The organism is Xanthobacter aminoxidans, assembly GCF_043193615.1.
GTDB lineage: Bacteria > Pseudomonadota > Alphaproteobacteria > Rhizobiales > Xanthobacteraceae > Xanthobacter > Xanthobacter aminoxidans.
In genome coordinates this window covers 479,001-500,998 of sequence record NZ_JBAFUS010000002.1, presented here as the reverse complement: position 1 = coordinate 500,998, position 21,998 = coordinate 479,001, and the positions used below count along the sequence as shown (strand labels likewise).

At 69.7% G+C, this 21,998-nt stretch carries 20 protein-coding genes; 14 read left to right on the top strand and 6 right to left on the bottom strand.

Annotation, left to right across the window (positions count from 1 at the left end):
- Window positions 1-5 precede the first annotated feature (5 nt).
- The 4 genes from V5F74_RS11325 (at window position 6) to V5F74_RS11310 (ending at window position 3,855) form a co-directional block, all read left to right on the top strand.
- Entirely contained in the window at window positions 6-1,199 is a 1,194-nt protein-coding gene (locus V5F74_RS11325; protein WP_394008099.1) for a branched-chain amino acid ABC transporter permease, read from the top strand.
- Window positions 1,196-1,972, top strand: a complete 777-nt coding sequence (locus V5F74_RS11320) for an ABC transporter ATP-binding protein (protein ID WP_394008097.1) — start codon at window positions 1,196-1,198, stop codon at window positions 1,970-1,972. Before V5F74_RS11325 ends, V5F74_RS11320 begins: the two co-directional genes overlap by 4 nt.
- A complete protein-coding gene (locus V5F74_RS11315; RefSeq protein WP_394008095.1) occupies window positions 1,969-2,715 on the top strand; it encodes an ABC transporter ATP-binding protein in 747 nt (248 codons plus the stop codon). The genes V5F74_RS11320 and V5F74_RS11315 overlap by 4 nt, the downstream gene beginning before the upstream one ends.
- Before the next feature lie 90 nt (window positions 2,716-2,805).
- Window positions 2,806-3,855 carry a phenylacetaldoxime dehydratase family protein gene (locus V5F74_RS11310; RefSeq protein WP_394008093.1) on the top strand — a complete coding sequence of 350 codons (1,050 nt, stop codon included), beginning with the start codon at window positions 2,806-2,808 and terminating at the stop codon, window positions 3,853-3,855.
- Between the two features lie 189 nt (window positions 3,856-4,044).
- Here the strand turns inward: V5F74_RS11310 and V5F74_RS11305 are convergent, their stop codons facing one another.
- Window positions 4,045-4,938, bottom strand: coding sequence for a LysR family transcriptional regulator (locus tag V5F74_RS11305; protein ID WP_024278203.1), 894 nt, complete (start codon window positions 4,936-4,938; stop codon window positions 4,045-4,047).
- Window positions 4,939-5,120: 182 nt separating this feature from the next.
- Between V5F74_RS11305 and V5F74_RS11300 the strand changes: the two genes are divergently transcribed.
- Together V5F74_RS11300 and V5F74_RS11295 are read left to right on the top strand one after the other, a co-directional pair.
- Window positions 5,121-6,299 carry an amidase gene (locus V5F74_RS11300; RefSeq protein ID WP_394008091.1) on the top strand — a complete coding sequence of 393 codons (1,179 nt, stop codon included), beginning with the start codon at window positions 5,121-5,123 and terminating at the stop codon, window positions 6,297-6,299.
- Window positions 6,300-6,416: 117 nt separating this feature from the next.
- Complete coding sequence (locus V5F74_RS11295; RefSeq protein ID WP_394008090.1) at window positions 6,417-7,322, top strand: AEC family transporter; 906 nt, start codon at window positions 6,417-6,419, stop codon at window positions 7,320-7,322.
- A gap of 76 nt (window positions 7,323-7,398) precedes the next feature.
- On the opposite strand, the gene V5F74_RS11290 is transcribed toward V5F74_RS11295, so the two are convergent.
- Entirely contained in the window at window positions 7,399-7,698 is a 300-nt protein-coding gene (locus tag V5F74_RS11290; protein WP_394008088.1) for a putative quinol monooxygenase, read from the bottom strand.
- 183 nt (window positions 7,699-7,881) lie between these two features.
- On the opposite strand from V5F74_RS11290, the gene trxA reads away from it, so the two are divergent.
- From trxA to V5F74_RS11275, 3 genes are all read left to right on the top strand, one after another.
- Window positions 7,882-8,355 carry a thioredoxin gene (gene trxA / locus V5F74_RS11285; protein WP_394008086.1) on the top strand — a complete coding sequence of 158 codons (474 nt, stop codon included), beginning with the start codon at window positions 7,882-7,884 and terminating at the stop codon, window positions 8,353-8,355.
- 94 nt (window positions 8,356-8,449) lie between these two features.
- Window positions 8,450-8,788: a Rieske 2Fe-2S domain-containing protein gene (locus V5F74_RS11280; protein WP_374249940.1), complete on the top strand. Its 339-nt coding sequence runs from the start codon at window positions 8,450-8,452 to the stop codon at window positions 8,786-8,788.
- 56 nt (window positions 8,789-8,844) lie between these two features.
- Window positions 8,845-10,068, top strand: a complete 1,224-nt coding sequence (locus V5F74_RS11275) for an NAD(P)/FAD-dependent oxidoreductase (RefSeq protein ID WP_394008083.1) — start codon at window positions 8,845-8,847, stop codon at window positions 10,066-10,068.
- A gap of 184 nt (window positions 10,069-10,252) precedes the next feature.
- Here V5F74_RS11275 and aroB read toward each other — a convergent pair whose 3' ends face one another.
- On the bottom strand, window positions 10,253-12,043 hold the full coding sequence (gene aroB, locus V5F74_RS11270; RefSeq protein ID WP_394008082.1) for a 3-dehydroquinate synthase: 1,791 nt from the start codon (window positions 12,041-12,043) through the stop codon (window positions 10,253-10,255).
- A gap of 404 nt (window positions 12,044-12,447) precedes the next feature.
- Here aroB and V5F74_RS11265 point away from each other — a divergent pair, with 404 nt between their 5' ends.
- Window positions 12,448-14,760 (top strand): sensor histidine kinase, encoded by a 2,313-nt coding sequence (locus tag V5F74_RS11265; protein ID WP_250166322.1) that lies wholly within the window; start codon window positions 12,448-12,450, stop codon window positions 14,758-14,760.
- Between the two features lie 196 nt (window positions 14,761-14,956).
- Here the strand turns inward: V5F74_RS11265 and V5F74_RS11260 are convergent, their stop codons facing one another.
- Window positions 14,957-15,811, bottom strand: coding sequence for a hypothetical protein (locus V5F74_RS11260; RefSeq protein WP_394008079.1), 855 nt, complete (start codon window positions 15,809-15,811; stop codon window positions 14,957-14,959).
- A gap of 143 nt (window positions 15,812-15,954) precedes the next feature.
- On the opposite strand from V5F74_RS11260, the gene V5F74_RS11255 reads away from it, so the two are divergent.
- From V5F74_RS11255 to V5F74_RS11245, 3 genes are read left to right on the top strand one after another with little or no spacing between them, the layout of a single operon-like run.
- The gene (locus V5F74_RS11255; protein ID WP_394008077.1) at window positions 15,955-17,550 is read left to right on the top strand and encodes a serine hydrolase; all 1,596 of its coding nucleotides are present in this window, start codon (window positions 15,955-15,957) and stop codon (window positions 17,548-17,550) included.
- Between the two features lie 37 nt (window positions 17,551-17,587).
- Window positions 17,588-18,085, top strand: coding sequence for a DUF6790 family protein (locus V5F74_RS11250; protein WP_394008075.1), 498 nt, complete (start codon window positions 17,588-17,590; stop codon window positions 18,083-18,085).
- A 31-nt stretch (window positions 18,086-18,116) separates the two neighbouring features.
- Complete coding sequence (locus V5F74_RS11245; RefSeq protein ID WP_394008073.1) at window positions 18,117-19,463, top strand: ABC1 kinase family protein; 1,347 nt, start codon at window positions 18,117-18,119, stop codon at window positions 19,461-19,463.
- Window positions 19,464-19,631: 168 nt separating this feature from the next.
- Here V5F74_RS11245 and V5F74_RS11240 read toward each other — a convergent pair whose 3' ends face one another.
- Window positions 19,632-20,345, bottom strand: coding sequence for a sulfate transporter family protein (locus V5F74_RS11240; protein ID WP_394008072.1), 714 nt, complete (start codon window positions 20,343-20,345; stop codon window positions 19,632-19,634).
- A 282-nt stretch (window positions 20,346-20,627) separates the two neighbouring features.
- On the bottom strand, window positions 20,628-21,110 hold the full coding sequence (locus V5F74_RS11235; protein ID WP_394008070.1) for a DUF3574 domain-containing protein: 483 nt from the start codon (window positions 21,108-21,110) through the stop codon (window positions 20,628-20,630).
- Between the two features lie 196 nt (window positions 21,111-21,306).
- On the opposite strand from V5F74_RS11235, the gene V5F74_RS11230 reads away from it, so the two are divergent.
- On the top strand, window positions 21,307-21,957 hold the full coding sequence (locus tag V5F74_RS11230; RefSeq protein ID WP_394008068.1) for a TetR/AcrR family transcriptional regulator: 651 nt from the start codon (window positions 21,307-21,309) through the stop codon (window positions 21,955-21,957).
- Window positions 21,958-21,998: the final 41 nt, after the last annotated feature.

Genomic DNA, 21,998 nt, shown 5'->3' with positions numbered 1-21,998 from the left:
TGAGCATGGCGGACCTTGCCCCCTCCCTTCCCGCTGATACGGCCCGCACCGGCGGCCGCGCGCGCCTCGCCGTGGCTGCCACCGTGGCCCTCCTGTTCGCCGGCGGCGGCTTCCTGCTCCATGCCGAACAGCAGGGCCAGGTGATCGCGCTGCTCGCCGCCTTCGTCGCGGTGTTCGCGCTGGCGGAGAAGGTGCCCGTGGGCCGACGCATCGTCGGCCTCTGCCGCGCCCATCCGGGCACGGTGAACCTCACCGCCGCCGTGAGCATCCTCGCCATCGCCGCCGCGCTGCGCGAGGAGCATTACACGCTGCTGATGATGGCCACCGTCGCCCTCTTCGCCACCGCTGCCGCAGGCCTCACCTTGCAGATGGCCTTCGCCGGCGTGCCCAATTTCGCCGGCGCCGCCTTCTTCGCGGTGGGCGCCTATGTGGCGGCTCTCTTGGGGAATACGGGCATCCCGCACCTTCTCGTCCTGCTCATCGCCGGCCTCGCCGCGGCGGTGCTGGGGCTGGTGCTTCTGCTGCCGGTGCTGCGCACGCGGGGCCATTATGCGGCGCTCGTCACCATCGCGTTCGGCCTGCTGCTGCGCGCGTTTCTGGAGGTGAACGACGTGCTGGGTGGCCCGCAGGGCATGAAGGTGAAATCCTTCTCTTTGTTCGGCCTCGACTTCAGCCGGATGACCGAGATCGAGCCCTACGACGTCTCCTTCTATCTGCCCTATGCGCTCGCCTCCTGCGCCCTGTTCGGCCTCGCCTTCTTCCTGGTGCGGCGGCTGGAGACCTCGTTCGTCGGCGTGGCGCTGGACGCGGTGCGCTCGGACGAGGTGGCGGCGAGCGTGTTCGGCCTCTCCATCGCCCGCTGGAAGGCCACCGCCTTCCTGCTCGGCAACGCCATGATCGGCGTCGCCGGCGCGCTCTACGGCATGATGAACGGCTTCGTGAACCCCAACAGCGCCAATTTCGGCGACAGCCTCATCATGCTGTCCATCCTCGTGCTAGGCGGGCTCGGTAATCTCTGGGGCGCCGTGGTGGCGGCGGTGGTCATCCTCGTCATCCCGGAGAAATTGCAGGCGATCCAGGAATTCCGCCTCGTCATCTTCGCCCTGCTGGTCATCGCCATCCTGCGCTTCCGCCCGTCCGGCCTCATGCCGCGCGCGGTCCGCGACTTCTCCGCGCTCGTGAAGGGAGGTTCCCGATGAGCCCGCTGCTCGCCTGCTCCGGCCTCACCATGCGCTTCGGCGGCCTGACGGCGCTGGACGCCCTCGACATCCGCGTCGGCAAGGGCGAGACCATCGGCCTCGTCGGGCCGAACGGCTCGGGCAAGACCACCTTCTTCAATGTGCTCACCGGCCTCTACAAGCCCTCGGCCGGGGCGGTGCAGCTTGCCGAGCAGGACCTCTTCGCCCGCTCGGCGCAGGAGATCGGCCGGGCCGGCGTCGCCCGCACCTTCCAGCGCTCGCGCCTGATGCTGGACCAGACGGTGTTCGACAACATCGCGCTGGGGGCGCTGGGGCGGCTCGACCTCAGCCTCCTCTCCGCCCTCGTGCTGCGCGGCCGCTTCCGTCGCCAGCTGTCCGAGCTGGTGGAACGGGCGACCGCCCTCACCCGCCGCTTCAACCCGCAGATCGCGGCGAACCTGTTCAAGCCGGCCGGCAGCTTCACCATGATCGACCGGCGGCGCATCGAGATCTGCCGGGCTTTGGTCGGCGCCCCGCGCCTCCTCTTGCTGGACGAGCCCTCCGCCGGCATGACCCATGAGGAGACGCGGGCGCTGATGGATGACCTCCTCGCCTTCCGGGAGGAAATGCCGGACCTCGCCATCGTCCTCGTGGAGCATGAGATGGACGTGATCCGCCGCATCTCGGACCGCTGCATCGTGCTCAACTTCGGCAAGAAGATCTTCGAGGGGCCGTTCGACGCCCTCATCGCCGATCGCGAAGTGCAGACCGCCTATCTCGGAGGCGCCCAATGAGCCGGACCGAAACTCCCCGTCCCGAAGCCTCCCGCCGCCTCTCCGTCTCCAGCGTCACCACAGGCTATGACCGGGCGGACGTGCTGCACGACGTCTCCATCGAGGCAAAGCCCGGCCGCATCACCTGCATCCTCGGCGCCAACGGGGCGGGCAAGTCCACCCTCATCCGCTCCATCCTGGGGCTGACCCCGGTGCGGCGCGGATCGGTGGCGTTCGGCGGCGACACCATCACCAATCTCGCCACCCACCGCATCGCCGCGCTCGGCATCGCCACCGTGCCGGAGGGCAACCGCGTGCTGCCACGCATGACCGTGCTGGAAAACCTGAAAGTCGGCGGCCTTCTGGAGAAGGACCGCCACCGCCTTGCCGCGCGCATGGAGCGCATGTTCGAGACCTTCCCGCGGCTGAAGGAGCGGCGCAACCAGCTCGCCGGCACCCTCTCCGGCGGCGAGCGCTCCATGCTCTCCATCGCCCGCGGGCTAATGACCGACCCGGAGCTGATCGTGTTCGACGAACCGTCCCTCGGCCTGTCGCCGCTGTTCGTCTCGGAGGTGTTCCGCATCGTGCGGCAGCTGAAGGAGGAGGGCTACACCATCCTCCTTGTGGAGCAGAACGTGCGGCAGACGCTGGATGTGGCGGATGACGGCTACGTGCTGGCCCAGGGCCGCGTCGTCGCCTCCGGCACCAGCGCGGCGCTCGCCGCCGATGGGGAGCTGCACAAGGCCTATTTCGGCGTTCACTGACGAACTCACCAATAGCCCGCGCGGCGCATGAGCGGGTCCACTTGGCATCGGTCGAAGACCGAGGCCGATGGCAAAAGAGGAAAACGACCCATGGCCATGCCCGTCTATGACCGCGTCCATCCCCTGCGCAAGCCCAAGGGCTTCGAGCCGGTGGTGCAGCGCTGGTCCACCGCCTTTGCCAACAATTGCCGCGCGCTCTGCGTCGCCTTCCACGGCGTGCAGGGCAAGAGCGCGGAGGAGGTCCAGGCCTCGCCCTTCTTCGGCTGGATCGAAAAGGTGCTGGCCCTGCCGGACGGCCCGACCGTCAGCGACCATGCTGCCTTCGTGGACCAGAACGGGCTCTACACCCACATTGTTGCCGCCTACTGGTTGGACGAGGCGAAGCGCGACCGCTTCCTCGCCGACCCGGTCGTCGCCGGCTGGTGGGAGGACGCCGCCCGCCTCACCGAGGCCACGGGCTATTTCCGCGAGAGCATGACCGTGCCGGTGGAGCGGCAGGAGAGCATCTACTGGCAGGACTATGCCGGCGGCCTCTCCGCCGCGCCGGATGTGGCGCTCTATCCCACGCCGTGGTGCGGCTATTACGGCGCCATGCGCGACCGCATTCCGCTCGCCGCCGCCGACACGCTGGAAAGCCCCGTTGCCGCCCTCGTTCCGGTGGAGCGTGAGACGAAGGGCGCCCGCTGGCGGCTCGCCATTCCGCACAATTTCGCGGTCATCCGCTCGGCCGCCTTCTGGGGCCGCTGCGATCCCGAGCAGGCGGAGAACTACATGCGCGAGCTGCGCGAGCCGCTGATGAAGGGCATGGACTTCCTGAAGGAGAATGGCGAAGCCTCCGGCTGCGCCTCCCTGCGCTTCCAGCAGACCTGCGACGCGGCCGGCGTGCCGGTGCTGGAGACCCATGCGCTGGGCTATTTCCTCTCCCTCGGCCATCTCGAGAACTGGGCGGAGCACCACCCCACCCACGAAGCCATCTTCTCCGCCGCCATGGCCCGCTATCGCAAATACGGCAAGGCCAACCAGCTGCGCACCTGGCACGAGGTGTTCGTGCTGCCCGGGGACGACACGCACCAGTTCGAGTATGTGAACTGCGCGCCGGGCACGGGGCTGCTGGGATTTTTGCCGGGGGAGCGGGTGTAGAGGCGCTTGCGCGGGCGCCGTCATAGCCGACGCGCCCTGCCTGAAGCCGTCATGCCCCGGCTTGTCCGGGGCATCCACCGGGCCGCATGTCCACCGCAAACTGCGAAGCGCCGGCCCGGCCGTTCCGTGGATCCCCCGGACAAGCCGGGGGATGACGGCTGTTCGGGCGCCCGGCGGCCGCCGATCGGCTCAGAACTCCGTCAGATAGGCCGCGTCCCGCTGCACCACCTCGGCGAGGTGCTGGAGCACGGCGCGGAAGCGGCCCATGAATTCCAGATCCTCGTGGACGCTCACATAGATGTCGCGCATCACCACCACCTCGTCGGTGAGGATGGGAATGAGGCGCGGATTGCTCTTGGCGGAGAACAGCGGCAGGAGGCCGATTCCGGCGCCGCGCGCCACCGCATTCTGCTGGGCGTGCATGGAGGTGGAGCGGAACGACACCTTCAGCGGCTCCAGCACGTCCAGCAGCCAATGCACCGGCTGGATGGCGACGAGATCCTCCACATAGTCCACGAAGGTGTGGGCCGGCAGCTCCGCCCGCGTCCTCGGCATGCCGAAGCGCCGCACATAGTCCGGCGCCGCATAGAGCGCGAGGCGGAAGGCGCCGAGGCGGCGCACGGCGAGGCGCTGGCCCTGCGGCGGCACGAAGGAGATGGAGATATCCGCCTCGCGCTTGGTGAGATTGATGAGGTGGCGCTCGGTGACGAGTTCCACCACCAGCCCCGGCTCCTTCTCCGCCAGCTCGGCGAAGCGCTCCGCGAGGTAGAAAGCGCCGATGCCCTCCATGGAGGCGACGCGCACATGCCCGCGCGGCGCGCTGGGGGCCGCCTGCAGCGTTTCCTCTACCCCCACCGCCTCCTGCTCGATGCGCTCGGCTACCGCGAACAGGCGATGGCCCGGCTCGGTCAGCACGAAGCCGTCGGGCTTGCGGTCGAACAGCTTGAGGGAGAGATCCTTTTCCAGCTCGCTGATGCGGCGGGAAACCGTCGTGTGGTCCACCTTCAGCCGCCGCGCCGCCGGCATCAGCCGGCCCTGCCGCGCCAGTTCGAGGAAGAAGATCAGGTCGTTCCAGTTGAACATGGCTGAAGATCCTCGGGCGCCCGCCCGGTGATAGCAGCAGCAGGCGCCCCGCCCAACCCCGCCCCGGTTGCAGGTGTCGGCACGCGAAGACACTGGAGCACGCGGAGACACGGGCGCGCGGATCGGATAAGCCTTGTCGCCTCACCCTGCCCTCTCGCCACCCGCCGCCCCACGGATCGCTCATGCCGGTGAATGACACGCTCGACGCCTTCGTCTCCCATGGCCATTTCGAGCTTGCCCCCACAAGCACGGGGCCGCTCGAAGGCCTCACCTTCGCGCTGAAGGACCTGTTCCATGTGGCCGGCGTGCCCACCGCGGCCGGGAGCCCGGCCTGGCTGGCGAGCCATGGGGTGCCGGCCGAGAATGCGCCTGTCGTGGACATGCTGCTCGGTGCCGGCGCGCGCCTCGTGGGCAAGACCCATACGGACGAGATGGCCTGGAGCCTCAACGGCGAGAACCACCATTACGGCACGCCCATCAACCCCGCTGCGCCGGAGCGCATTCCCGGCGGCTCCTCCTCCGGCTCCGCGGCGGCGACGGCCGGCGGGCTGGTGGATTTCGCCATCGGCTCCGACACCGGCGGCTCGGTGCGGCTGCCCGCGAGCTATTGCGGCCTGTTCGGCCTGCGGCCGACCCACGGGCGCATTCCCATCGCCGGCGCCGTGCCGCTGGCGCCCTCCTACGACACGGTGGGCTGGTTCGCGCGCGATGCGCAGACCTTCGAGAAGATCGGCGCCGTGCTGCTGGGCGACCCCGTGGTGCCCCCCGCGCCGCGTCTGCTGCTGGCCCGCGACCTGTTCGAGGCCGCCGGGCCGAAGGTGACGGCCGCGCTGGCGCCGGCCCTCGCACGCATGACGGCGCTTTATGGCCCGGCGGAGGCCGTGGACGTGGCCCATGGCGCCCTGCCCCACTGGCGCAACGTCTTCCGCATCCTGCAATCGGCCGATGCCTGGGCGGCGCATGCCGACTGGGTGCGCGCGGCGCAGCCGGACTTCGGCCCGGGCGTCAAGGAGCGCTTCGCCGCCGCCGCCACCCTCGATCCCGCAGAAGTGGCCGAGGCGCGCGCCTTGCGGGCGCAGGTGCGCGCCCGGATCGATGCGCTGCTGGGAGAGGACGGCATCCTCCTTCTGCCCACGGCGCCCGGCATCGCGCCCCTGCGCGGCACGCCCTTGGCCGATCTGGAGGCGTTCCGCGCCCGCGCCATCGAGCTTCTGTGCCTCTCCGGCCATGCCGGGACGCCGCAGATCTCGCTGCCGCTCGCGACGCTGGAGGGCTGCCCGCTCGGGCTCTCCGCCATGGCGCCGCGCGGGAAGGACGAGATGCTGCTCGCCTTGGCCGTCGCCGTCGCTCGCGCTCGATGATGGGCTCGGGCAGAGCGTCCGTCTGCGGATAGCACTGCCCCGCCTATTCCCTTGCGGTGAAGCCCAAGCCATTGTCCCGGGGATTGGCGGCGCCGCCCCGGGGGGAGGGGCATCGGGATGCACGAGATTTCCTTGATCGTCACCTGCCTCCTGATCGGCGTCCTGCTGCGCTGGTCCGGCCGGCTGCCCGACACCGCCACGAAGGCCTTCGGCGGCTGGGTGATCAATGTCGCGCTGCCGGCCACCGCCCTGCGGAGCGTCCATCACCTGAAGATGGATGACAGCTGGTGGCTGGCCGCGGCCACGCCGTGGATGGGCGCCCTCCTCGCCATCCTCGTCATCGTGCCCCTGTGCCGCGCCTTCGGCTGGTCGCACCGGCGGGCCGGCGCACTGCTGCTGGTGGGCGGCTGGGGCAACACCTCCTTCGTCGGACTGCCCATGATCGCGGCCTTCGCCGGCAGCCAGTGGCTGGGGCTCGGCATCGTCATCGACCTGTTCGGCTCCTACCTCGCGTTGTCCACGCTGGGCCTCGCCATCGCCGCCGTGGCGAGCGCGGGGCATTTCGACTGGCGGGCGGTGGCGAAGCGGATCGCCACCTTCCCGCCCTTCTGGGCCATCCTCATCGCCTTCGCCACCAACGATCTGCCGCGCCCGGAGTGGCTCGACCATCTGGTCGAGGCGCTGGCCCAGACGCTCACCCCCATCGCCCTCGCGGCCGTGGGCTTTGCCCTTCGGCTGGATCGCTTTTCCGGCCGGGTCGGGGCGCTGGCGGTGGGGCTCGGCTATCGGCTGCTGCTGGCGCCGCTGGCCATCTTCCTGATGTATGCGGCGCTTGGACGGACCGGCGATCCGATCGCGCAGGTGGCGATGCTGGAAATGGCCATGCCGCCCATGCTGGGCGCCAGCATCATCGCGCTGGATCACGATCTGGAGCCGGACCTCGTGGCGCTGGTCATCGGCATCGGCGTGCCGCTCTCCATGCTCACGGCGTGGATGTGGTGGGGCCTCGTCATCCACCCATGAGCGGCGGGGCACCGACTGCGAAGCCTTGGCAGTCCAGCGTTTCAGCCGGCGGGCGCGTTTTCGTCAGGCCACCTTCTCAGGCAACCTTCGCCATTCGGTGGATCACCTTGTCGGCGATCAGCTCCCCTCCGCCGGCCGCAGCGAAATTGGCCAGCGCCGCGCCGTCGATATGGGCGCGCCACTTGGCCTCCGTCTCCCAGGTCTCGACGAAGATGAGGATGTGCCCGTCGTCCAGCGACTGGTTCAGCTCGTAGCGCAGACAGCCATCTTCCTTGTGCGTCTCCACCACCAGCTTTTCCTGAAGCGCGCGCAGGGCGCTCTCCTGCCCCTCCTTCGCGGTGATGATGGCGATGACGGTGAGGGGTGCTGCGCTCATGTCTCAGTTCCCTAAAGCGTTTCCCCGCGAAGTGGGTACCGGTTCGCGGACAGGAAACGCGGTCTCGATCTCGGCCGCCCGGCGCGGCCGGCGCCACCATAGCGCATGGGCGGCGGGACGCACCCCTCCCCCGGCCCCGTTCTTGCTCGGCCATTCCCCACGCCCGCGCCCCGAGGAGCCGTGATGACCGAAGCCGACACCGCCACCCGCCTGCGGACCATCGCCTGCCCCGCCTGCCACACGGTGACGCCCGTGCCGGCCGGTACGGACGCCCGCGCGCTTTCCTGCCCGGCCTGTGGCGGGCCGCTCTTCACCGGCAAGCCCATGACGCTCACTGCCGAAAGCTTCACCGCCCACACATCCGAAAGCGATCTGCCCCTCGTCATCGACTTCTGGGCGGACTGGTGCGGCCCCTGCAAGACCATGGCGCCGGTGTTCGAGGCGCTGGCCGCCGAGTTCGAGCCCCATGTGCGCTTCGCCAAGGTGGATACGGACAAGGAGCGGGAGCTGGCCGATTATTTCCGCATCAGCTCCATCCCGACCCTGAGCTTCATCGCCAACCGCCATGAGGTGGCGCGGGCGGCCGGCGCCATGTTCGCGGGCGACCTCAGGCGCTGGCTCTATGACGCGCTTTCCCGCGCCGGGGAGGCGAAATAGACGCGTCGGATTTCCGACAATTGGAAGGGGTCCGGGCTGGCCCTGATCTTGCGTTGCGGCCTGCCGAAGCTTCACCGGACAGGATGCACGCGCCATGGCCTTCACTGTCATCTGCAACAAGGATGCCCTCGCCGAGGGCGCGATGGGCCTTTTCCAGGTCGGCAAGAAGAGCGTGCTGCTGGTGTGGCCGGCGGGCGGGGAGATCAAGGCCTATCGCGGCCGCTGCCCGCATGCCGACATGCCGCTGACGGAAGCCACCTTCGACGGCAAGACCCTCATGTGCACGCATCACATGTGGGGCTTCGACTGCGCCACCGGCAAATGCTCCACCCACCTCGTGCGCAATGCGCTGCACCCCTATGAGATCAAGATCGAGGGCGACGAGATCCAGGTGGATGTCGGCCCGGTGAAGCCCGCCCGGACGCCGGCCTGATCGCCGGTCGCCGGCTCTTCGCGCCTGTCCTATGCTGGGGCCGGGAGGCTCCGGCAATGACACAGAACGCGGGAACACAGCGCATCGTCGTGATCGGAGGCGGCTTCGCCGGCCTGTGGGCCGCCGCTGCGGCAGCGCGGGCGCGGGAGCTGTTCGGCATCGATCCCGGCGCGCTGGAGATCGCCCTCGTGGCGCCGGAGGCGTTCCACACCATCCGCGTGCGCTGCTACGAGAACGACCTCGCCGCCATCCGCCTGCCGCTGGACGATCTGCTCGCGCCCATGGGCGTGAGGCGCATCGAGGCCGCCGTGACGGCCATCGATCCCGCCGCGCGGCGCCTCGCCACCGGGGCCGGGCCGCTCGCCTATGACCGGCTGATCCTCGCCGCCGGCAGCGCGCTGAGGATGCCGGACATTCCCCGCGCGCAGCCCACCTTCGATGTGGACAGCTATGCGGGCGCCGAGCGGCTCGCGGCGCACCTTGCCAGCCTCGCCGCCGGCCCGCGCGATGCGGCGGCAGGAACCGCCGTGGTCATCGGCGGCGGGCTGGCTGGGGTGGAGATCGCCTGCGAGCTGCCGGGCCGGCTGCGCAGCGTATTGGGGGATGACGCGCCGGTGCGCGTCGTTCTCGTGGATCGCCACGAAATCGGCGCAGCCATGGGTGCGGGCGCGGCCACGGTCCGCACCGCCCTCGCGGCGTCCGGCGTGGAGGCGCGCGACCATTCCGGCATCGCGGCCGTGGAGGCGGACGGCGTGCGGCTCGCGGACGGCACTTCCATCCCCGCCCGCACGGTCGTCTTCACCACCGGTGCCCATGCGAGCCCGCTTGCCGGACAGCTCGGCGTGCCACTCGACCGGCTGGGGCGGGTGGCGGTGAATGCCTTTCTCAAGGTGGAAGGCGTCACAGATATTTATGCGGCGGGGGATTGCGCGGTGGCGGCGGCGGACGGTCTCGGCCACGTCACCGTCATGTCCTGCCAGCACGCCCGCCCCATGGGCCGCCTCGCCGGCCACAACGCGGTGTGCGACCTCGCCGGTCGGCCGCAGGACCGCGTCGCCTTCTCCGCACCGGACTATGTGACGGTGATGGACCTCGGCCCCGAGGGCGCGGTCTACACCTCCGGCTGGGATCGCGGCACGCTGGTCGCGTCGGGTGCCGCCGCCAAGACGGTGAAGCAGACCATCAATTGCAGCCGCATCTACCCGCCGCTGCCCGCGACGAAGGAGGCCATGTTCGCCGCCGCCGCACCGGTCTTGCAGGCGCCACCGGCGACGAAGTGAGGGAGCGATGGGCCGGTATTCGTGCCCGTAGCGCCGTCATGGCCGGGCTTGTCCCGGCCATCCACGTGGGCTGGCCGGGGACATCTCTTCGGGCATCGTGCCTGCGGCCCGACGTGGATGCCCGGGACAAGCCCGGGCATGACACCCATGCTGTAAGAGCCGCAGTTCACAGGAAAGACGCCCCTCACCGCATCTCCGCGAGGAAGGCGCGGACCTCGTCCGGGTTCACGTCCTTGGCGATGAAGGCTTCGCCGATGCCGCGCACGAGGATGAAGGTCAGCGCGCCGCGGCTCACCTTCTTGTCCTGGGCGATGAGGGTCATCAGCCCGTCCGTGTCGGGCAGTTCGCCGGGCACGTCGGAGATCTTCGTCGGCAGGCCCACGGCCTCCAGATGCCGTACCACCCGCGTCACGTCCTGCCCGGAGCACAGGCCGAGCTTCGCCGAGAAGGCAAAGGCCAGCGCCATGCCGATGGCGACGCCCTCGCCGTGGAGCAGGCGCTGGGAATAGCCGGCGCCGGCCTCCAAAGCGTGGCCGAAGGTGTGGCCGAGGTTCAGCAGCGCCCGGTCGCCGGTCTCCTTCTCGTCGCGGGCGACGATGGCGGCCTTGGCCATGCAGCTCGCGGCCACGGCGGTGATCCGCTCCTGCCCGCCGCCGATCACGCCCGGCCAGTCCCGCTCGAGGGTCTCGAACAGCGCGTAGTCGCCGAGCAGGCCGTATTTCACCACCTCGGCATAGCCGGCCTTCACCTCGCGCACGGGCAAGGTGTTCAGCGCGGCGGTGTCGGCAAGCACCAGCACAGGCTGGTGGAAGGCACCGATGAGGTTCTTGCCCTGGGGCGAGTTGATGCCGGTCTTGCCGCCCACGGAGGAATCCACCTGGGAGAGCAGCGTCGTCGGCGCCTGCACCACGTCCACGCCCCGGCGCAGCACCGAAGCGGCGAAGCCCGCGAGGTCGCCCACCACGCCGCCGCCCAGCGCCAGCACGAGGTCGCGGCGCTCGATGCGGGCTGCGATCATCCCTTCCACCACCTGCTCCAGCCCCGGCCAGCCCTTGGTCTTCTCGCCGGGCGGCACGATGATGGCGGTGTGGGGGATACCCGCCGCGTCCAGCGAGGCGGCAACGGTGGCGAGATGGCCGGCGGCCACCACGTTCTCGTCGGTGACGATGGCCACGCGCGCGCCCTTGCGCAGGGCCGTCACATGGGTGCCGGCCTCGGCCAGGAGGCCAGGGCCGATATAGATGTCATAGGGCTTGCCGGCCACGTCCACGCGCACGGTGCTGCGGGTGATCTCACCCATGGGGAGGCCTTCCGCCTCGGCGGAGATGGCGGTGGCGGAGGAGAGGGGCGCCATGGCAATGCTTTCGGGATGCGCGACGAGATGGGCGTGGACGGCGCCGATCACCTCTTCCACCACCAGCTCGTGGACCACGTCGCGGCTGTCCACGGTCACGTCGGCGAGGGCGTAGGTGTCGGCCCGCTGGGCGTCGAGCGCGGCGAGCTTCTGCGCCGGGTCGCCCTGGGCGAGGAGGGGGCGGTCGGTGCGCTTCTTCACGCGCCGCAAGAGAGTGTTGAGATCGGCCCGCAGCCAGACCGAGACGCCGTGACGTCCCACCGCCGCGCGGGTATCCGCATTCATGAAGGCGCCGCCGCCGGTGGCGAGCACGCAGGGGCCGGATTGCAGCAGGCGCGCGACCACGCGCTTTTCGCCCTCGCGGAACTCGGCCTCGCCGTGGCGGGCGAAGATTTCCGGAATGCTCATGCAGGCGGCGCGCTCGATCTCCTCGTCGGCATCGACGAAGGTGAGCCCCAGCCTTTTCGCAAGGCGCCGCCCCACGGAGGACTTGCCGGCGCCCGGCATCCCCACAAGCACGATGGAGCGTCGCCCCAGCCGCTTCAGCATCTCGGGGGAGGAGATCGGCCCCGTCGTCTCGGTCTCGCCGGTGCGGGGCTCGGGGAACTTCTGCGTCTGCACCGGTGGGCCTCGTTCAGCGCGCTCAGGACGGATGGGGGATCGGGCCTCAAGGATTTCCACCCTTGCCGAGCCTGCGGCTCTAGCATCCGCCGCGCGAGCGGGCAATCAGGGCTGTCCCCAGCCCCGGCGTCCGCAGGCCCCATTCCTCCCCAGCCGACAGCCCTGCCAGGGGCAACGCCCCAATCGCCCTCCCGGCCTACCGCCGCAAGGCTTTGCCCCTTCACAAACCGAGGCGTGGCCGTAGTTTTGTGCCTCTTGACTCACGCGGACTCTAGACAACAGCCCCCCGATTCGATTCCAATGGCCTTGATTCGGAGAGATGCGGCACGTCCCTCCAGATCGAGGACGTGGGGGCGTGGGACTTAGGCCGTCCGGTGCCCCCGGAGACCCGGAGGAGACCGGCGATGGCACGCGCCAACGCTGCGAGCGTAGGCGCGCGCGACCAAGCCATGCGAGGCCTGGCAAGGTCGATCGCGCGCCCTGCCTACCAGCGCCTGCTGGATGCGGAGCCGGTCCTGCGCCGGATCGTCCCGGCCCTCATTGTCACCTTCCTCGGCGTCATCGGCGTCGGCGCGGTCGTGCAGGTGCACGCCCATCGCGTCGCCGAGCTGAACAACGCCAAGGACGACATCGCCCTCCTCGCCCTCGCCACCGCCGATGCGCTGACGCTGCGCGCGGGCAATGCGCTCGCCAAGGTGCCCGGCGCCCTCGCCGAGAGCCTGCCCCCCCGCGCCACCGAGGCCGGACGGCGGGTGTTCGTCACCGACGGGCAAGGCCACATCATCGCCGCCGCCCCGACTGGCGAGGCTCCGGCCAATCTCTCCGACATTCTCGATCCCTCCCAGCCCCTCGTGATCTTCGCCGAGCGGGCGGGCGTGCTCGAAGTGCCCTACGGCACCGGGACCGCGCTCGCCACCGTGCGCAATCTCCAGGCGCCGCTGGGCCAGATCGTCTATCTCCAGCCCACCGAGAAGGCGCTCGCCGCGTGGTCGGACACCACCACGCTCACGGTGACGCTGTTCACCACCACCGGCGCGGTGCTGCTCATCCTCGGCTTCTCCTTCCACTGGCAGGCGAGCCGGGCCCGTGAGGCGGACGTGATCTACGAGACGGTGCGCCGCCGCATCGACACGGCGCTGAACCGCGGCCGCTGCGGCATGTGGGACTGGGACATGGCCCGCGGGCGCATGTACTGGTCCGACACCATGTTCGAGATCCTCGGGCTGGAGCACCGGGACGAACTGGTCTCCTTCGGTGAGATCTCCCGCCTCGTGCATCCCGACGACGGCGACCTCTACGAGCTGGCGCAGGAACTCGCCGAGCGGCCCGGCACGCCGGTGGACCGGGTGTTCCGCATGCGCACCGCCAAGGGCGACTTCGTGTGGCTGCGCATGCGCGCCGAAGTGGTGCAGCAGGCGGGCGAGGACGGCCCCCACCTCATCGGCATCGCCATGGATGTCACCGAGGCGCAGCGCATGGCGGAACGCACCGTCACCGCCGACATGCGCCTCAGAGACGCCATCGAGAGCATTTCCGAGGCGTTCGTGCTGTGGGACAGCCAGAACCGCCTCGTGCTGTGCAATTCCAAGTTCCAGTCGCTGCACGAGCTGCCGGACGAGACCATCGTCGCCGGCACCTCCTTCGACACCATCGCCTCGGTCGGCCGCCACCCGGTGACGCGCACGCCGCTGAAGCCGGAAGACAAGCCGGAGGAAGGCTCCCGCGCGTTCGAGGCGCAGCTCTCCAACGGCCGCTGGCTCAAGATCGCCGAGCGCCGCACCAAGGATGGCGGCTACGTCTCGGTGGGGACCGACATCACCACCATGAAGCGCCACGAAGAGCGCCTCATGGACAATGAGAAGCGCCTGATGGCGCTGGTCGCCGACCTGCGCAAATCCCAGCAGACGCTGGAGCATCAGGCCCAGCAGCTCGCGGAACTTGCCGAGAAATATTCGGAAGAGCGCAACAAGGCCGAGGACGCCAACCGCGCCAAGAGCGAATTCCTCGCCAACATGTCCCACGAGCTGCGCACGCCGCTCAACGCCATCATCGGCTTCTCGGAGATCATGGAGAGCGGCATGTTCGGCCCGCTCGGCTCGGCGAAGTACGCGGAATACTGCTCCGACATCAAGGGCTCTGGCACCTACCTCCTCGACGTCATCAACGACATCCTCGACATGTCGAAGATCGAGGCGGGCCGCATGCAGCTTGAGGTGGAGAACGTGGCCCTCGGCGAGATCATCGCGGACGCCATGCGCGTCACGGCGGTGAACGGCGACGAGAAGGGCGTGGCCATGACCATGGAGGCCGCCGACAACCTCGTCATCAAGGGCGACCGCCGCGCGCTGAAGCAGATTTTGCTCAACCTCCTCTCCAACGCCGTGAAGTTCACCCCCGAGGGCGGCCGCATCGCGGTGAAGGCGCGGGTGAACGGGGCGGCGGCGGTGATCGCCATCGAGGACACCGGCATCGGCATCGCCAAGGGCGCGCTCGCCCGCATCGGCCGGCCGTTCGAGCAGGTGGAGAGCCAGTTCACCAAGACCCACAAGGGGTCCGGGCTGGGGCTCGCCATCGCCAAGTCGCTGGTGGAACTGCACGGCGGCGCCATGCGCATCCGCTCCATCGAAGGCTCCGGCACCACCGTCTTCGTCCGCCTGCCGGTGGACGGACGGGCGGCGAACTCCAACGAGACGCCGCGGCTCGCGGCGGTGATGTGAGGGCTCCCGCTCTCGTCATGCCCGGGCTTGTCCCGGAAGTCGGCTGTTGCCGACTTCCGCTCCCGAGAACGGAACCCGCGAACACGCGGGTTCCGGGCATCCACATCGGGCCGACGGCGCAACCGTTGAAAGCTGTTCCCGGCCCAACCACGTGGATGGCCGGGACAAGCCCGGCCATGACGGCAGCGAAGGGACATCACCCGTTGTCATTCCCCGCCGCCTGCCCGAACGGCCCTGCTGTGATCCTGAGGCAGAAGCCGAGGCCGGCCGCATAATCGATCACGCCATCGGCCCAGCGCCCCGGCGGCACGTCCGACAGCACCAGCGACAGACCGCCCGCCTTCAGAGACGGCCCGGCGGGCGTGGGATCGCCCGGCCGCAGGAACACCGCCGCCACCTCGCGACACGGGCTGCCGTCCAGCCAGAAGGTGGCGCCGGGATCAAGCCGCACATGCCCGGAGAGCGGGGTATCAGCGACCACATCGCGGCAGGCGGAGAGAGCGGCCACCGCCGCGTCCGAGAGCGTCACTGCAGGCGCGCCCGTTGCCCGGTCGCCGATCAGCAGCGCGTCGTATCCCTCGTCCCACATCGCCTGAAGCGGCACCATGCCGGGCCAGCGGATCTCGGGGCCGAGCGCCCCCAGCCGCGCCCCGCGTGCTACCCAGCGCGGCCAATCCGAGCCGCCGAGGGCGCGGAAGCGGTTGTCCGCGCCGCTCACGGGATCGCGCAGGAAGAAGCCGTCGCCCTCGGCATGGTCGATGATGCGGCCATCGAGCGCCGCGTGGTCCCCGTCGTCGGTGATGAAGAGGATGAGGAGGCCATCCAGCATCCCGGCGAGGGCGCGCAATTCCGCGGACCGCGAGGCCGGCTCAACGACGATTTGGACGGTCTCGACCGCCGAGCCGCTGTCGAGCGGAACGAGACCGAGGGAGACGATCAGCAAAGCAGGACCGCCGTCCTCGGCCTGCGAACACGTCGCGACCAGCGCCGCCATCTGCCGGCGCGCATCCGGCGTGAGGCGACAGGTGACCGGACGAAGCCCCTCCAGCATGACGATCCCCCCAGCAGCCGCGCCACGCTAGCCCCCGTCCCGTGGCGCCGCAACGGCACCTGCCCTTGCACGCGACCGCGCGGAGCCGTTAAGCCTGTCGGCTGCGGGTGCACGGCACGATGCCCGCCACCGGAGGCCGCCCCATGATGACCCCGCTCAGCCTCGCCCGTCTCTTGCTCACCCGCCCCCTCCTCGCCGCCCTCCTGGCCGCGGCGCCCCTCCCCGCCTTCGCCCACGACCCCATCGACGGGTCGAAGCCGCCGCCCCAGACCTCGGGCGTCTCCATCCCGCCCGGCCAGATCGGGCGGGCGGTGAAGGAGATCGACTCTCTGGCGCAGGAGATGATGGCGCGCTCCGGCGTGCCCGGCCTCGCCGTGGTGGTGGTGCAGGACGGCAAGGTGCTGGCCCTCAAGGGCTATGGCGTGCGCAAGGCGGGCGAGGCGGCGCCGGTCGAGGCGGACACCGTGTTCCAGCTCGCCTCCCTGTCCAAGGCGGTGGGCGCGGGCGTGGTGGCGCATGAGGTGGGCAAAGGCCGGGTGAAGTGGGACATGCCGGTGCGCACCCTGCTGCCGTGGTTCGCACTGAGCGACCCGTGGGTGAGTGACCACGTCACCCTCGCCGATCTCTACAGCCACCGCTCCGGCCTGCCGGACCATGCGGGCGACGAGCTGGAGAGCATCGGCTTCGACCGCCGGCAGGTGCTGGAGCGCCTGAGGCTGCTGCCGCTGGCGCCGTTCCGCGCGAGCTATTTCTATACCAATTTCGGCCTCACCGCCGCCGCCGAGGGCGTCGCCACCGCAGCGGGGAAGGAGTGGGCGGACCTCTCGCAGGCGGTGCTCTACAAGCCCCTTGGCATGGCGGCGACCTCCTCCCGCTTCGCCGATTTCATGGCCCGTCCCAACCGCGCCATCCCCCATGTGCGGGCGGACGGGAAGGCGGACGGCAGCTTCGTGCCGAAATATCAGCGCGATCCCGATGCCCAGGCGCCGGCGGGCGGGGTGTCCTCGTCCGCGCGGGACATGGGGAAGTGGCTCGCCTTCGTGCTCGGCAACGGCACATTCGAGGGCAAGGAGATCGTTCCCGCAGCCGCGCTGCTGCCGGCCATGCGGGGCGAGACCATCTCCTCCCCCGCTTATGCGGTGGATGCCCGCCCCGGCACCTATGGCTACGGCTTTGGCGTCGGCGTCTCCCCGGCCGGGCGGGTGACGCTGGACCATTCCGGCGCCTTCATCCTCGGCGCGGCGACGAACTTCGTGCTGCTGCCCTCGGAGAAGCTCGGCATCGTCGTGCTCACCAATGCCCAGCCCACCGGCGCCCCCGAGGCGCTGGCCATGAGCTTCATGGACTTCGTGCAGTTCGGCGGGCTGACGCGGGACTGGTACGCCGCCTACCAGCCTCTCATCATGCCCATGTACAAGCCGGCCGGCGACCTCGTGGGCAAGGCGCCGCCGCAGAAGCCGGAGCCGGCCAAGCCGCTGGCGAATTATACCGGCACCTATGCCAACGCCTATTTCGGCGACGCCACGGTGGCGGAGGAGGCGGGCGGCCTCGTGCTCATCATCGGCCCCCTGCCCCGCCGCTACCCCCTCGCCCACTGGAGCGGCGACATCTTCACCTTCCGCCCCGTGGGCGAGGAGACGTTCCCGCCGGGCACCATCTCGCAGGTGAAATTCGCCGACGGGCGGATGAGCGTGGAGATCTTCAACGACAACGGGCTCGGCACCTTTGCCCGCAAGTGAGTGCGCCCACAAGTGACGGGCTGACAGGGAGAGCGCCATGGTCTTCTGGGTTCCGCTCATCGCCTATGCGGCGGTCGTCCTGCTGACGGCGCTCTCCTTCGCCCGCCAGCCTGCGCCGCGCCGGCCCCTCGATCTCGCGCGGGCGCTCCTGCGATACATCAATCTCTTCCCCGTGGGCCTCATGGGGCTGTGGGGTGCGCTGGGGCATATCGTGTTCCCGGCGCAGGCCGCCGCCGCCATCGGCTGGGCGACGAGCCCGTTCCAGACCGAGGTGGGCCTCGCCAATCTCGGCATCGGTCTCGCCGGTATCATCGCCGCCTTCTGGCGCGACTGGGGCTTCCGCGCCGCCGTGGCGGTGATGATGGCCGGCTTCCTCGGCGGGGCGGGCATCAACCACATCATCGAGATCGGCAGGACCGGCAATTTGGCCGCAGGCAATGCCGGCCCCATTCTCTATACGGACCTGCTCACGCCGCTTTTGCTCGTCATCCTCCTCGCCCTCACCTACCGATCCGACCGGGCTTCGCGCCCGTAGGACGGGATAGAGCTGGAGCGCCTGGACGGGCATGGTGGACGAGGAAAGAAACCGCTTCTCCGCGCGGGCCGCGCGCTATGCCCGGGTGGGCGCCAATGTGGGCGGGGTCGCCGCGCGCATCGCCGGCGCCCGCCTCATGGGGCTCGACCGCGACGGCAACAACGCAGCCGCCCTCGCCTCCGCCCTCGGCGGCCTGAAAGGGCCGCTGATGAAGGTGGCCCAGCTCATGGCCACCATTCCGGACGTGCTGCCCCCCGAATATGCCGCCGAATTGCAGAAGCTGCAGAGCGATGCCCCGCCCATGGGCTGGGCCTTCGTGCGCCGGCGCATGATGGCGGAGCTGGGCCGCGACTGGGAGCAGAAATTCGCGAGCTTCGAGCACGCCCCCTCCGCCGCCGCCTCCCTCGGGCAGGTACACAAGGCGGTGACGCTGGAGGGCGCGCGCGTCGCCTGCAAGCTCCAGTATCCGGACATGCAGGCCGCCGTTGAGGCGGACCTCTCCCAGCTCGACGTGCTCTTCTCCATCCACCGCCGCATGGACGGCGCCATCGACACCCGCGAGATCGCCCGCGAGATCGGCGAACGGGTGCGCGAGGAGCTGGACTATCGGCGCGAGGCCAAGCACGCCGCGCTCTATGCCCACATCCTGAAGGACGAGCCCAAGGTCCGCGTGCCCGGCACCCATGCCGATCTCTCCACCGGCCGGCTCCTCACCATGGACTGGCTGGACGGGGAAAAGATCCTCGGCTTCACCGACCATCCGCTGGCCGAGCGCAATGCGCTGGCCGAAGCCATGTTCGCCGCGTGGTGGCAGCCCTTCTCGCGCTTCGGCGTAATCCATGGCGATCCCCACCTGGGCAACTACACCGTCTTCTCGGTGGAGGGCCGTCCGGCCGGCATCAACCTGCTCGATTACGGCTGCATCCGCATCTTCCCGCCGGCCTTCGTGGCGGGCGTGGTGGACCTCTATCGCGGGCTGATGGCGGGCGACGACGCGCGGGTGGTGCATGCCTACGAGACGTGGGGCTTCAAGGGGCTGAAGCGCGAGCTGATCGATGTCCTGAACATCTGGGCGCGCTTCATCTACGGCCCGCTCATGGACGACCGGGTGCGCACCATCGCGGATGGTGTGTCTCCCGCCGCCTATGGCCGCAAGGAGGCCTTCACCGTCCACACCGCGCTGAAGCAGCTCGGGCCGGTGACGGTGCCGCGGGAATTCGTGTTCATGGACCGCGCCGCCATCGGCCTCGGCGGCGTCTTCCTGCATCTGAAGGCGGAATTGAACTTCCACCGCCTGTTCGAGGATGCCATCGCCGATTTCTCCGCCGAGGGCGTCGCCGCGCGGCAGGCGGAGGCGTTGAGGGTGGCGGGGCTCTAGGCCTATCGCGTCCCGGACCAGCGACACCGAAGGTGGAGCGCCGATCCGGGACCCAGGGGAAAAGGCGGCGAAGCCGGCAACGCCTGCCGCATCCCCGCTTGAGCCGCCTTCGGCGTACCTTCGCGCTGGACCCCGGCTCTCCCTCCGCTCGGCCGGGGTACAGAGCCGCTAGACCGGCCGCCCCTCGATCACCAGCGCACCATCCCCCGCCCGCGCGGCCGGCAGCGGGGCGAGGCGGCGGTGGAGGTGGACCATGAAGGCGGTGCCGAACACCGGCAGGATCAGGTTGAGGATCGGCACGAAAAGGATCGGCGCGATGAGCAGGCCGGCGACGAACACCGTCACCCCGTTCGCCCGCCTGAGCGCCCGTGCCTCTTCCGGCGTTCGATAGCGCATGGCGGCCAGCTCGAAATATTCCCGGCTGATGAGATAGGCGTTGGCCACGTAGAAGATGATGACGTTCACCCCAGGCACCAGCAGCAGGAGCAGCGCCGCGAGATTCACCAGCAGCACCAGCCCGAAGAAGCGCACCGAGTAGAACAGCGCGCGCAGGAAAGGCTGCGGCTGGCCGGACGGATCGTTGGGATAGGTCGTGGTCTCCACCCGCTCGGCCACCTCGTCGAGGAAGAGGCCCGCCACCAGCGATGACACCGCCGGCATCAGATAGACGATCCCGAACACCAGCCCCAGCCCTGCGATCACCGCCAGCGTGGTCTCGATCCACGGATAGGACGCGATGTGGACGAAGTGGGTGAGCGCCGCCTCCAGTCCCACGGCGAGGGCGATGAGCAGCGCCAGCGCCAGCCCCATGGATTTCAGCAGCACGCCGCGCAGCAGCGGCGAGAAGGTCTGTCGCAAGGCGAGAATGGCGGCGGCGAGCATGATCGTTCCCGGTGAGCGCGGACCTTCAGGCGCAGGCGAGAGGTAGGGTGTGGGGCGCTGGGGCTCAAGTGCGTATCGTCTGAAACGCGTTCCAAAAGCAGGGTCGCCCCAGACAGCGCGCTCGTCATGCCCGGGCTTGTCCCGGGTATCCACGTCGGGCCGACAGAATAGTCCTCGAAAAGCCGTTCCCGGCCGAGCCACGTGGATGGCCGGGACAAGCCCGGCCATGACGGTGGTGAGGGTTGAAAGCGCCGGCAACGGATCGCCGACGATCCGAAGTGGTCACAGCGTGACGCGCACCGCGTTCGTCACCTGCAGCACGCCCCACTGGTGGAAGCGTTCGGAATAGAGCTTGCGGATTTCGGCGAGCTTGGCGGCCGCCTCCGGCGTGTCCGGGTGATAGATGAGCACGAGGCGCATGCCCTCGCGCACCACCTGCGCCGTGCCGTGGGCCTCGCCCTTCACCTGCCCATAGGCCGCGATCACGGTAAGTCCATCCGGGAAGCGGGGCGTCACCTCGGTGGTGAGGAAGCTCTCCCATTCCTGCTCGCTCACCCCGCTGCCGTCGGCGCTGGCGAGGCCGAAGAGCAGCTTGGTTTCGATCATCACCACGCTGATGCCCGGCTTGAGCGTCGCGGGGGAGGCCTCCTCCGCGCGAGCGGGGGCAGGCGGGAGGCCGGTGGACAGGAGGAGGCCGGCGAGCAGCAGCGCGGCGCATCGCCATGCTTCGCGTCTGATGGCGGAGAAGGGCGTCGGAAGCGGCATCGGGAATCAGGGCTCCGCTAAGGAAGCCTGAGCATTGGCGGCCCCGCGCCCGGCCGCAAGCACCCGCCGCCGTGCGCGCGGGAGCGGTCCTCGCTCGGACCGAGAACGAACGTTCACTCTTGCGCCGCAATCGTGCCCGCAGTATTGCGAACGAACATTCGCTCTCGCTCATGTTCCAAGGTGCCGATCCGCTCTGATGTCACGCCCCATCCCAGAGACCGCGCTGCGCGAAGCCGCCGCCCCGCGCCCCGACCACCGGCAGGAGCAGCGCAAGCGCATCCTTGATGCCGCCAAGGCCTGCTTCGGCCGCGACGGCTTCCATGGCGCCTCCATGCAGAAGATCTGCGCCGAGGCGGACATGAGCCCGGGGGCGCTCTACCGCTATTTCCCCTCCAAGGAATCCCTCATCGCCGCCATCGTCGAGAGCGAGCGGGCCGAACGGCTCGGCATGTTCGACATGATCACCAGGGCGCCGTCCGTGCTGGGCGCCCTGTCGTCCTGCCTCGCCCTGCTGCTGACCGAGGATCACATGGCCTCGGCCCGGCTCGGCCCGGAGATCATGGCCGAGGCGATCCGCAATGCCGACCTGCGCAAGACCATCGACGCCTGCGAGGCCGAAACCGGCACCCTGCTGGCCGATGCGCTTGCGGCCGCCGTGAAGCAGGGCGAGATCGACCCCGCGCTCGACATCGAGAGCGTCGCCATCGTGATCCAGCTCATCGGCGACGGCGTGCTGCTGCATCACCAGCTCCATCCCGAATGGAAACTGGAGGAGCGGATGCCCGCCATCGAGGCGATGGTGCGCCGGATGCTGGCCCCGGCCCAACCGAAAGCGGTGCCGGAATGACACGCACCATCGAGAACTGCATCTTCGCCCCCTTACGTCAC

Coding starts and splice junctions, on each gene's coding strand:
- V5F74_RS11290 (WP_394008088.1), bottom strand. CDS start 7,698: ATGAGCGCAGCACCCCTCACCGTCATCGCCATCATCACCGCGAAGGAG.
- V5F74_RS11315 (WP_394008095.1), top strand. CDS start 1,969: ATGAGCCGGACCGAAACTCCCCGTCCCGAAGCCTCCCGCCGCCTCTCC.
- V5F74_RS11260 (WP_394008079.1), bottom strand. CDS start 15,811: ATGCTGGAGGGGCTTCGTCCGGTCACCTGTCGCCTCACGCCGGATGCG.
- V5F74_RS11275 (WP_394008083.1), top strand. CDS start 8,845: ATGACACAGAACGCGGGAACACAGCGCATCGTCGTGATCGGAGGCGGC.
- V5F74_RS11300 (WP_394008091.1), top strand. CDS start 5,121: ATGCCGGTGAATGACACGCTCGACGCCTTCGTCTCCCATGGCCATTTC.
- V5F74_RS11295 (WP_394008090.1), top strand. CDS start 6,417: ATGCACGAGATTTCCTTGATCGTCACCTGCCTCCTGATCGGCGTCCTG.
- V5F74_RS11280 (WP_374249940.1), top strand. CDS start 8,450: ATGGCCTTCACTGTCATCTGCAACAAGGATGCCCTCGCCGAGGGCGCG.
- V5F74_RS11250 (WP_394008075.1), top strand. CDS start 17,588: ATGGTCTTCTGGGTTCCGCTCATCGCCTATGCGGCGGTCGTCCTGCTG.
- V5F74_RS11230 (WP_394008068.1), top strand. CDS start 21,307: ATGTCACGCCCCATCCCAGAGACCGCGCTGCGCGAAGCCGCCGCCCCG.
- V5F74_RS11240 (WP_394008072.1), bottom strand. CDS start 20,345: ATGCTCGCCGCCGCCATTCTCGCCTTGCGACAGACCTTCTCGCCGCTG.
- V5F74_RS11245 (WP_394008073.1), top strand. CDS start 18,117: ATGGTGGACGAGGAAAGAAACCGCTTCTCCGCGCGGGCCGCGCGCTAT.
- V5F74_RS11305 (WP_024278203.1), bottom strand. CDS start 4,938: ATGTTCAACTGGAACGACCTGATCTTCTTCCTCGAACTGGCGCGGCAG.
- trxA (WP_394008086.1), top strand. CDS start 7,882: ATGACCGAAGCCGACACCGCCACCCGCCTGCGGACCATCGCCTGCCCC.
- V5F74_RS11325 (WP_394008099.1), top strand. CDS start 6: ATGGCGGACCTTGCCCCCTCCCTTCCCGCTGATACGGCCCGCACCGGC.
- V5F74_RS11235 (WP_394008070.1), bottom strand. CDS start 21,110: ATGCCGCTTCCGACGCCCTTCTCCGCCATCAGACGCGAAGCATGGCGA.
- V5F74_RS11310 (WP_394008093.1), top strand. CDS start 2,806: ATGGCCATGCCCGTCTATGACCGCGTCCATCCCCTGCGCAAGCCCAAG.
- V5F74_RS11320 (WP_394008097.1), top strand. CDS start 1,196: ATGAGCCCGCTGCTCGCCTGCTCCGGCCTCACCATGCGCTTCGGCGGC.
- V5F74_RS11265 (WP_250166322.1), top strand. CDS start 12,448: ATGGCACGCGCCAACGCTGCGAGCGTAGGCGCGCGCGACCAAGCCATG.
- V5F74_RS11255 (WP_394008077.1), top strand. CDS start 15,955: ATGATGACCCCGCTCAGCCTCGCCCGTCTCTTGCTCACCCGCCCCCTC.